The sequence below is a fragment of the Bacillota bacterium genome, assembly GCA_040754675.1.
GTDB lineage: Bacteria > Bacillota > Limnochordia > Limnochordales > Geochordaceae > Geochorda.
In genome coordinates, this window is sequence record JBFMCJ010000109.1 from 1 (window position 1) to 9,968 (window position 9,968).

Annotated in this window: 11 protein-coding genes; 6 read left to right on the forward strand and 5 right to left on the reverse strand. The window is 68.4% G+C overall.

The features are described 5' to 3' along the window. Positions 1-123: 123 nt before the first annotated feature. A complete protein-coding gene (locus AB1609_08280) occupies positions 124-1,233 on the reverse strand; it encodes a radical SAM protein (protein MEW6046465.1) in 1,110 nt (369 codons plus the stop codon). A 46-nt stretch (positions 1,234-1,279) separates the two neighbouring features. Then, on the reverse strand, positions 1,280-2,017 hold the full coding sequence (gene thyX / locus AB1609_08285; protein MEW6046466.1) for an FAD-dependent thymidylate synthase: 738 nt from the start codon (positions 2,015-2,017) through the stop codon (positions 1,280-1,282). A gap of 122 nt (positions 2,018-2,139) precedes the next feature. On the opposite strand from thyX, the gene AB1609_08290 reads away from it, so the two are divergent. From AB1609_08290 to AB1609_08300, 3 genes are all read left to right on the forward strand, one after another. Next, positions 2,140-3,450, forward strand: coding sequence for a 1-deoxy-D-xylulose-5-phosphate reductoisomerase (locus AB1609_08290; GenBank protein MEW6046467.1), 1,311 nt, complete (start codon positions 2,140-2,142; stop codon positions 3,448-3,450). 249 nt (positions 3,451-3,699) lie between these two features. Further along, positions 3,700-4,626 (forward strand): zinc metalloprotease HtpX, encoded by a 927-nt coding sequence (gene htpX, locus AB1609_08295; GenBank protein MEW6046468.1) that lies wholly within the window; start codon positions 3,700-3,702, stop codon positions 4,624-4,626. Between the two features lie 2 nt (positions 4,627-4,628). Continuing rightward, positions 4,629-5,252: a hypothetical protein gene (locus AB1609_08300; protein ID MEW6046469.1), complete on the forward strand. Its 624-nt coding sequence runs from the start codon at positions 4,629-4,631 to the stop codon at positions 5,250-5,252. A 54-nt stretch (positions 5,253-5,306) separates the two neighbouring features. On the opposite strand, the gene AB1609_08305 is transcribed toward AB1609_08300, so the two are convergent. Beyond that, positions 5,307-5,588, reverse strand: coding sequence for a hypothetical protein (locus AB1609_08305; GenBank protein MEW6046470.1), 282 nt, complete (start codon positions 5,586-5,588; stop codon positions 5,307-5,309). Beyond that, on the reverse strand, positions 5,585-6,292 hold the full coding sequence (locus AB1609_08310) for a PspA/IM30 family protein (GenBank protein ID MEW6046471.1): 708 nt from the start codon (positions 6,290-6,292) through the stop codon (positions 5,585-5,587). Before AB1609_08310 ends, AB1609_08305 begins: the two co-directional genes overlap by 4 nt. Positions 6,293-6,444: 152 nt before the next feature. On the opposite strand from AB1609_08310, the gene sufB reads away from it, so the two are divergent. The 3 genes from sufB to murB all read left to right on the forward strand — a co-directional run bounded on the left by sufB (position 6,445) and on the right by murB (position 9,314). Further along, positions 6,445-7,845, forward strand: a complete 1,401-nt coding sequence (gene sufB, locus AB1609_08315) for a Fe-S cluster assembly protein SufB (protein MEW6046472.1) — start codon at positions 6,445-6,447, stop codon at positions 7,843-7,845. Positions 7,846-7,860: 15 nt separating this feature from the next. After that, positions 7,861-8,181 carry a non-heme iron oxygenase ferredoxin subunit gene (locus tag AB1609_08320; GenBank protein ID MEW6046473.1) on the forward strand — a complete coding sequence of 107 codons (321 nt, stop codon included), beginning with the start codon at positions 7,861-7,863 and terminating at the stop codon, positions 8,179-8,181. A gap of 179 nt (positions 8,182-8,360) precedes the next feature. Beyond that, positions 8,361-9,314 carry a UDP-N-acetylmuramate dehydrogenase gene (murB, locus tag AB1609_08325; GenBank protein MEW6046474.1) on the forward strand — a complete coding sequence of 318 codons (954 nt, stop codon included), beginning with the start codon at positions 8,361-8,363 and terminating at the stop codon, positions 9,312-9,314. On the opposite strand, the gene AB1609_08330 is transcribed toward murB, so the two are convergent. Further along, a partial coding sequence (locus AB1609_08330; protein ID MEW6046475.1) for a cytochrome c-type biogenesis CcmF C-terminal domain-containing protein occupies positions 9,295-9,968 on the reverse strand: 674 nt, incomplete at its 5' end. The two genes, murB and AB1609_08330, sit on opposite strands and share 20 nt — an antisense overlap.

Genomic DNA, 9,968 nt, shown 5'->3' on the forward strand with positions numbered 1-9,968 from the left:
GTGGCGCCAGTTCGCGCCCTATGGCCGGACTCCTGCTGCCCTGCGAAATTCTTTGCCCGACCGTGCGGGCTTAAGTTGTCAAGGACCCATCATGGCCATGGAACGAACTTGTGGGACGCACTACTAGTAAAGGAACTCCTCGATGAAGTAGTAAGACCACCGGGCACCCCGCCCAAGGCGGATACCCGCCAGCAGCGCGTCGGCCTGCCCCTTTACCTCGGCCGGCGACAGCGGCACGGCCCCGGCCTCCTTCGCCCGCTCCTCGTAGGGCGACCGAGGTGCCACCACCAGTGGCGAAAGGTAAAGCTGGTCTCCGCCGCCGAGCTCCATGGCGTTCACGATCTCGGTGCTTCGGCGCACGTGCTCGCCCGCATACAGCCGCCCGCCGGCCCCCAGCAGCAGGATGATGCCGACGCCGATGCCCCCTGCCTTCATCGCCTGGACGGTGGCCAGCGCGTCGGCGGCCGTGCCGGGCTTCTCCAGGAACCGCAGCAACTCGTCGCTTCCCGACTCCAGGCCGATGTACACCCTTCGCAGCCCCAGGGCGGCGAGTTGCCGCCACTCGGCAGCGCCCTTGCGCCGGCCGTTGAACGCATCCAGGAAGGCGAACACCTCACGGCCGGGAAACGCCTCACCCACCGCCTCCAGGCAATCAACCAGCCGCCGGGTGGCCAGCACCAGGGCATTGGCGTCGCCCAGGAAGACCGTGTGCCGGCGCAGCAGTCCCGCCCCGAAGAAAGCCTTGACCTCGTCCATGTGCCGGCGGAACTCGTCGAGGCTCCGCACGCCGAATCGCTGGCCCCTGTAAAAAGTGCAGAACGTACAGCGGTTGTACCAGCAGCCGGCCGTCAGTTGCAGCACCACGGACAGGTACTGGTCCGGCGGCAGGATGCCGATGGGCCGGTAGACCTGCCGGAACCGGCGGGCATCCGCCAGCAGGGCCCCCCAGTCCATGACCTTCAACGCGGGGTAGCCGGCACGGGCAGCCGATCTCGCCGTCTCGACGGCCTGTTCCACCAGTTGCTCGGCTTCCCTCCGGCTGAGCCACCTCCGCTGCCGCCGGGACAAGCCCTCGGCGCCGCGCACCGGCCGGCGCTCCAGCACCCGGTTGTCGAGGCCGCGCCGGTACCCGACCCCGTCCACGAACGCCTCCACCAACCGCCCGGCCAGGTCGAAGGTGAACAGCCGCCGGCTGCCCTCCCCCGCCTCGGCCCAGTCCTCCCGCACCCGCATCCAGGCCCCGTCGGGGACCGGCGGGGCCAGGCGCTCTGTTGTCGCTTCATTCATAAACGTAGCCGGGTTCGGCCACCTCGCTTCCGTCGGGCCCGCGCTCGATCCGGAAGTCGCCGAAGACGGCGGGCGCCTGCTGTTGCAGGATGCGCAGCACCGCCATCGCCACGCGCCGGATTTCCGGTTCGGCGTGGGGCGAGCCGCGCATGCGGATGAAGTGGCGCCACGCCCGGAAATTCCCTGTCATGACCAGCGCGGTCTCGGTCGCGTTGGGAAGGACCGAACGGGCCGCCTGGCGCGCCATCTTGCGCCGCTCGGACAGCTCGGCCACGCCTGCGTACTTCGCCTGGAGCCGTTCGGCGAGCCGTGCGTACGCATCCCGGGCGGTTCGAGCCACCTGCGCGAGGATGGCCTGCGCCTCGGGGTCGTCCGCCAGCGCCGCCGGCAGCACCATGCGGGCCTCGGCCTCGTTCACGTAGCGCTGGCTGAGCTGCGAGTAGCTGAAGTGCCGGTGGCGGACGATCTCGTGCGAACAGGAGCGGGAGATGCCCTCGATGAGCATGCTGGCGCTGGCGTGTTCGATGACGCTCAGGTGCCCCTGGCGCAGGAGGTTGTCGATGTACTCGGCGTTGGTGCGGCCGCTCGGGTTGTGGAAGGAGCGGTAGCAGAGCCGGCCGGCGAACTCGATGAGCCGCTGCGCCGGGTTGTCCGTGTCCGTCTCCCACTCGATGTGCGGCGGCGCGTTGAACTGTGTGACGGCAATGAGCGTCACCCGGGGCTCCCGGATCCAGTCGGCGGCTTGCTGCACGACGGCTTCCCCTTCCCGACTCGTCGAACCCTCTTTCGACACCGTCCCCCGGTTGCCTGTTGGCACCCCGCCTGGCTTATAATCGCCGGGGAACATGCGCCGTGACGCCCAAACCCGGACAACATCACCACTGCACGCCACAGCCGCCCGCGCCTCGCCGGCTGGCCATCCTGGGAAGCACCGGCTCGCTCGGCGTGCAGACGCTGGAACTGTGCGAGCACTTCCCCGACCGCCTGCAGGTCGTGGCCCTGGGGGCTTCCGGCCGCCACCCGGAACTCCTGGCCGACCAGGTGCGGCGGTTTTCGCCGGGCCTGGTGGCCGTCACCGAACCCGGCGCCGCCGCCCGGCTCCGGGCCGAACTCGGGACCCATCCCGGGCCGCTTTCTTTCCCGGCAGCCGCCCCCCATGTGGTGGCGGGGCCTCAGGCGCTCATTGACGCGGCGCTGCACCCCGACGCCGATCTCGTGCTCGTGCTGACCGTCGGCCTCACGGGGCTGGCGCCGACCCTCGCCGCCCTCGAGGCCGGCCGCAGGGTGGCGCTCGCCAACAAGGAGGTGCTGGTCGCCGCCGGCGACCTCATCCCGGCTCCCCGCCTGGTCGAGGAAGGGCGGCTGCTTCCGGTGGATTCCGAGCACTCGGCCATCTGGCAGAGCCTGCTGGGTGAACGGCGTCCGGGCATCCGCCGGCTGTGGCTCACCGCCTCGGGCGGCCCGTTCTGGGGCTGGCCCCCGCAACGCCTTCGCACCGTGACGGCGGAGCAGGCCCTGGCTCACCCCACCTGGCGCATGGGGCCCCGGGTGACGGTGGACTCGGCGACCCTGATGAACAAGGGCTTCGAGATCATCGAGGCGCACCACCTGTTCGGCGTGCCCTGTGCCGACGTCCGGGTGGTGGTGCACCGGCAGAGCGTGGTTCACTCGCTGGTGGAGTTCTGCGACGGCTCCATCAAGGCGCAACTCAGCCTTCCGGACATGCGCTTGCCCCTTCTGTTCGCCCTCAGCTACCCCGATCGCTGGGAGTACCGGGGGCCGCCGCCGCTATTCGAGCCAGGCGCCCGCTCCCGGCGGGCCGGGTCTTCCGGAGGCACCGGCCCATCCGGCCGGGCCGAACCCCTCACGCTCACCTTCGAGCCGCTGGTACCGGGGGAGAACGAACCACGGGCTATCCGTCTGGCCCGCCAGGCCGCGGAGGCGGGAGGCACCTACCCGACCGTGCTGGCCACGGCGGACGAGGTGGCAGTGGAGGCCTTCCTGGCGGGACGGCTTCGGTTCGACCGGCTGCTGGAGGTGGTCAGGGACGCCCTCGACCGGCACACGCCAGCCCCATCGTTATCTTTAGAGGCTGTGCAGGAAGCGGACGCCTGGGCACGCCGCACCGCGCAGGAGGCCATTGATCGCCTCGAGTCCGCGTAGCGGCGACGGCGCCACCGGCCAGGTCACGTCCCTGCGCTGGCGAACAGGCTGAAAAGAGCAACCATCAAAGCCGACAGCGCGATGGCGGTTCCGACGAGCCATCGCATGGTCGCCTGGAAGTACTTCAGGTTAGCTCTCGCACAGCCAGCCGCGTCTCTTCCTGGGGTGCCCGCGAATTGTGACACCGTTGCGAATAACGTACAATGGTATTCGAGCCTTGCCATCGCAATCAGGAGGGGATGTGTCCCGATGGCCCGACCGATGCGGGTAGCTGCCTCAGATCCCGGGCTGACTGCTCGCATGCTGTTGACGATGCTGCTGCTGGGCGCCGTCTACCTCTTCTTCATCAGCGTGCTTCTCGCCTACGGCGCCAACACCACCACCATCTTCCTCGTCGTCGGGATCATGCTGGCCGCCCAGTACTACCTGTCCGACAAGCTCGTGCTCTGGTCGACCGGCGCCCGCGAGGTGAGCCCTGAAGAGGCGCCCGAGCTCCACGACATCGTGGGCAGGCTTGCCGCCATGGCCGACTTGCCGAAGCCCAGGGTGGCCATCATGCCGTCCGACGTCCCCAACGCGTTCGCCACCGGCCGCAACCCGAAGAGCGCCGTCGTGGCCGTCACCTCGGGGTTGATGCGCCGGCTCTCCAGGCCGGAGGTCGAAGCGGTGCTGGCCCATGAGGTCACCCACATTCGCAACCGTGACGTGGCCGTCATCACTGTCGCGAGCTTCTTCGCGACGGTGGCCGCGTTCCTCACCCGGCAGATGATGTGGTTTGGCTACTGGGGCGTGCCGATGGGCGGAGACCGCCGGGACGACCGCGGCGGGGGCGCGTACGCCTGGATGGTCATCTACCTGGTCTCGCTGCTCGTCTACTTCGTGAGCTATCTCCTGATCCGGGCGCTTTCCCGGTACCGGGAGTATGCGGCGGACCGCGGCGCCGCCTACCTGACCGGCGCGCCTTCGAATCTGGCGTCGGCGCTGATCAAGATCAGCGGCGTCATGGATCGCATCCCGAGCCGGGACCTGCGCCAGGCCGAGGCGCTCAACGCGTTCTTCATCGTGCCCGCGCTGCGGGGCTCCAGCATCGCCGAACTTTTCTCGACGCACCCGTCGCTGGAAAACCGGCTCGCCTATTTGCGCAAGCTCGAACTCGAACTTGCGGGCCGAAAGTAGTCATGGGCCTCCGGCAGTGGTTTGACGCCCTGTTGGGCCGGCCCCGGCTGGTGCAGCCCCGGCCGGAGAAGCTCTTCGCCCTCTCGACGGCTCGCCCCGTCGTGGAGGAGGAGCTTGGCTGGGTCAGCGGCGGCCGGGCCGGCATCTGCCTCAAGCCGGTCGTGACCGGCGACTTCGCCTCGGCGCAGCGGGATCTTGCGCAACTGGTGCGGATGGGCGCCAAAGAGACCGAAAGCCGCGTCCAGGTCTTGAAGGATGGCTACAACTACACCTGGATTCTCCTGGAGGACCCGGACTTCGAGGACCTGTTGACGCTGGTTCACATGGCGGCCCAGACGCTGGACGAACAGGGCTTCGGCACCCAGATCCTCTCGGCGGTCTTCCGCTTCCGCCCCGGGGAGCGCTTCGCCGCCGACGCCGAAGGCACGGCACCTCAGAAGATTTACCTCATCTACAACTACAAGCGCGGGCGCTTCTACCCGTTCGTGCCGAAGGGTGAGGGCAAGGAGGCCTCGAGCGGAAGACACGAGAGCGGCGAGCTCCACGCCGCCGCTCTCCTCTCCCGGGAACTCCCCACCGAGCCCGACCCGTCCCGGTGGTACCCGATCTGGGACTGCCCCGTATGAGGCGAAGAGGCCGGCCCTCCGGCAGGGGGGGCCGGCCTGCGTGTCGAGCTGTGTTCAGGTGACGAGGTGTCGCGGGTACTCGGCGAACAGCGCCCTGGCCTCCTCCACCGTGGTGTCGGGCGGCGGCAGCACCAGGTCGGATTCCTTCAGCTCCCGGTCGTCGAGCCGCCGCCCCCGCGTGCGGATGATCGAGAGAACGCGCGTGAGTTCCCGGGCAAAGGCGTGGGGATCGCCGTTTTCGACGGCGTCCAGCAGCGCGTTGTCGGCGCTGTCCAGTTCGGCGAGCGCCGGCCCGGTCAGTTCATACTGGCCTTCCGTGGCGATGCGGATGATCACGCCCGCGACACCTCCTGCTTGAGCCTCTCCAGGTCTGCCTTCACCCGTTCGGACGCCTTGATCTTGGCCAGCTCCTGCTCGATGGCCGTGCCGCCCGTGAAAGCCGTCCGGTCCTCCAGCACCCCGGTGGCGACCAGTTCGTCGATGGCGGCCGCCCTGGCCTTCATGTCCTCCGTCTTCTGCTGGGCCCGCTCGATGGCCAGCCCCACGTCGGCCAGTTCCTCGGACAGCCCGCTGGCCGCCTCGCCGATGCGTACCTGGGCCTCGGCCGCCGAGTACTGGGCCTTGATGACCTCCTTGTGAGCCCGGAAGGCTTCTACCTTGGCCCGAAGGCGTGCCTCAGCCGCCTCCAGCTTCTTCTGCTCGGCCTCGAGCTCCGACGCCTGGCGCTCGATGCCCTCGATCTGCTGCTGGATCTCGGCCTTGCGCTGCAGCGCCGCCACGGCCAGATCCTCGCGCCCCACCCTGAGGGCCTCTTTCGCCTGATCCTCCAGGCGCTGGAGCGTCTCCCGCAGCTTCACGCCTTGCAGTTCCAGCCGCTTGCGGGAGGTGGCCACCTCAGCCAGATTGCGGCGCACCTGCTGCATCAGTTCAAGCTGGCGCTGGTAGGAGTATTCCAGCGTCTCGCGGGGATCTTCCCAGCGTTCCACCAGCTTGTTCATCTTCGCCTTCAGCACGGCGGTCATGCGCGATAGCACGCCCATACCCGTATCCCTGCCTTCTCCGGGGTGTTGCTGTGCCGTGACCCATTATATCCTTCGCCGGAGGCGCCCTGTATGAGAGGCTAGTTAACCAGGTGAAGCATTGACATCACTAAGTACCGGGACTAGACTTTTCATGGCAAGGGGGAGTCGGCGTGGCGAGGCAGGGTCTCCAGCTCGATACGGAGTATCGCTACGGGTTCTCGGACCCGGAGCAGTACGTATACAAGTCCCCGAAGGGCCTCGACCGAAAGGTCGTCGAGGAGATCTCCGCTTTCAAGGGCGAGCCGGAGTGGATGCGGCGCTTCCGGCTCAAGGCACTCGACATCTTCGAGCGAAAGTCCATGCCCGCCTGGGGTGGAGACCTTTCCCGGCTCCGGTTCGACGAGATTCACTACTACATCCGGCCCACACAGCGCCAGGGCAGGACGTGGGAAGAGGTTCCTGCCACCATCAAGAACACGTTTGACCGGCTGGGTATCCCCGAGGCCGAGCGGAAGTTCCTCGCGGGAGTCTCGGCCCAGTATGACTCTGAAGTGGTTTACCACAACATTCGCAAGGAGCTCCAGCGACAAGGCATCATCTTCGTCGACACCGACACGGCGGTGCGGGAGTACCCGGACATTGTGCGGCAGTACTTCGGAACGGTGGTGCCGCCCGCCGACAACAAGTTTGCCGCGCTCAACAGCGCGGTCTGGAGCGGCGGCAGCTTCATCTACGTGCCGGAGGGCGTCAGGGTGGAGGTCCCCCTGCAGGCGTACTTCCGCATCAACGCCCGCAACATGGGCCAGTTCGAGCGGACGCTGATCATCGCCGAGCCCGGCAGCTTCGTGCACTACGTCGAGGGGTGCACGGCGCCCCAGTACACCACCGACTCGCTGCACGCGGCGGTGGTGGAGATCATCGTCAGGCCGGGAGCCCGGGTGCGCTACACCACCATCCAGAACTGGTCGCACAACGTCTACAACCTGGTGACCAAGCGGGCGGCCGTCCACGAGGACGCCACCATGGAATGGATAGACGGTAATCTGGGCAGCAAGCTCACGATGAAATACCCGTCGGTCTACTTGATGGGCAGGGGCGCCCGCGGCGAGGTGCTCTCCATCGCGCTGGCCGGGCCCGGGCAGCACCAGGACGCCGGCGCCAAGGCGGTGCACCTGGCGCCGTACACGACGTCGACCATCACCAACAAGTCCATCTGCAAGGACGGCGGGCGCACCACGTACCGGGGCCTCGTCCACATCGCCGAGGAGGCCGCGAAAAGCAAAAGCAAGGTCAACTGTGACGCCCTCATCTTCGACGACCGCTCCAAGACCGACACCATCCCTTACATCGAGGTGCTCAACAGCGACGTCCAGATGGAGCACGAGGCAACCGTCAGCAAGGTGAGCGAGGAGCAGCTCTTCTACCTGATGAGCCGGGGCATCCCGGAGCAGCAGGCCACCGCCATGATCGTGATGGGCTTCATCGAGCCCTTCGCCCGGCAGCTTCCGATGGAGTACGCGGTGGAGCTCAACCGCCTCATCGAACTCGAGATGGAAGGCTCGGTAGGCTGAGGGGAGAACAGGGCTATGGCGGACTTCCAGCCGGCTCTCCCCTTCCCGGAGCTCCCGCCCGGGGCAAGCCGCAAGGTGCGCCTGGCCGGTAGGGTGATCGCCCTGTGGAACACGGGGCAGGCGATTTTCGCCACGGATGACCTTTGCACCCATGAGCGGGCGAGCCTGAGCGAGGGCGACTTCGACCCCGACGCGGGCATCGTGGCCTGCCCGAAGCACGGCGCCCGCTTCGACCTCCGAACCGGCAAGGCGCTCACGCTGCCCGCCTATAGGCCGCTGCGCACCTACCCCGTTGAGGTGCGGGACGGGCAGATCGCGGTAAAGCTGGACCCGTAGAGGAGGGGTTGCCCGGGGCGACCCCTCTTGTGCCGGTGCGTGGGCACCTCTGCCATCACAACCCTTCCGCAGCACTACAGGAGTATCCATAGGCCCGCGGGGAATAGACTCCATAACGACCGCTGGCACCATAGGAACCGCACCGCACAGCTGAAAGCCGGGACTCGGGAGGCCACCGCATGAAGGCTTCACACAGAGCGACGCTTGCCCGTACCTGGAGTGAGCTCCTCAGGGAGCGGGTCCGCGGGCCGGTGCTGGACCACGAGCCGATGGCCTCGCATACCGCCTTCCGCATCGGCGGGCCTGCCGACGTGCTGGTCATCCCTGAAAGCCGCGACGACCTCGCCCGCGCTCTGGAGACGTGCCACCGTCACGGCCTTCCCGTCACCGTCATCGGCCGTGGCTCAAACCTCCTGGTCAGCGACGACGGCATCGAGGGCGTGGTCATCCAGATCGCCCGGGGGCTGTCCCGGGCCGAGTTCAACGGCACGACGCTGGAGGTCGAAGCCGGGGCGCCGCTTCCGGCCATGTCTTGGCAGGCGGCCATGCACGGGCTGTCGGGGCTGGAGTTCGGCGTCATGATCCCCGGGAGCGTCGGAGGCGGCATCGTCATGAACGCCGGCGCTCATCACCGAGCCATCGGTTCCGTGGTGGAAAGCGTGCTGTGCTTCGGGCCGGACGGGAGCGAGGTGCGCCTTTCGGCCGAGGATCTCCGGTTCGCGTACCGGCACAGCGTCCTTCAAAGCCGCCCTGACCTGGCGGTGGTGAGCGCCCGGCTCCAGCTTGCACCGCGGCCCGTCGAGGCCATCACGGCCGAGATGGAGTCGTACCTGGAGGCCCGGCGGCGCACGCAGCCCCTGGGCGAGCCCGGCGCCGGCAGCATCTTCAAGAACCCGCCGGGCGACTACGCCGGCCGCCTCATCGAGCAGGCCGGGCTGAAGGGCTGGCGCCGGGGCGACGTGGAGGTGTCGCCCATCCACGCCAACTTTATCGTGAACAAGGGCCGTGCCACGTGCGTCGAGATGCTCGACGCCATCCGCATGGTGCGCCGGCGCGTGCAGGAGGCGTTTGGCGTCACCCTCGAGCTCGAGGTGAAGGTCGTCGGCCGCTTCGTCAGCGCACCCCTGGAGTAGGTTGGGCGAGGGCCGCGCCTGATGAGGGGGCCTGGGACAGGCGGCTTGCCTGTTCCAGCACCCTCACCCGGGCCTGCCGCTCCAACGCCCTCGCCTCGGCCGCACAACCCAGGGCCAGCACGGTGCCCAGGAGCATCAGCGAGCTCCCTATCCAAAGCCAGCTCACCAGCGGGTTGACGTAGAGCTCGAACGCCGCCCTGCGGCCGTTCTCCTCCCAGCCGGCGAGCGCCACGTACACGTCCCCCTCGGGGTGCCGGTGTAGGGCCACCTCGGTGGTGGCGCCAAACTCGGCCATGTTGCCGTCGTAGACGCGCCGGCCCGGCTCCAGCTGCCGGATGAACCGGTCGCCCCGGAACAGGCTCACCCGGGCGTAGACCTCGGTGGCGCCCGGGACGCGCCGCCAGTCGAGGCCGTCGAAGCGCACCGTGTACCCGGCCAGGTGGGCGCTCTCACCGAGGGCCAGGGACCGGCTCGTCTCCACCTGGAAGGCCGTGGAGGCCAGGATGGCGACCGCCATCACCGCGATCCCGCCATGGGCCAGCAGCGCGCCCATGCGCCGCCACGTCCACACTCTGGGCGGCGAGGAGCGGCGCAGGTGCGCCCGCACCTCCCGCACCAGACCGGCGAGCGCTGCCGCACCCGCCAGGAAGGCGG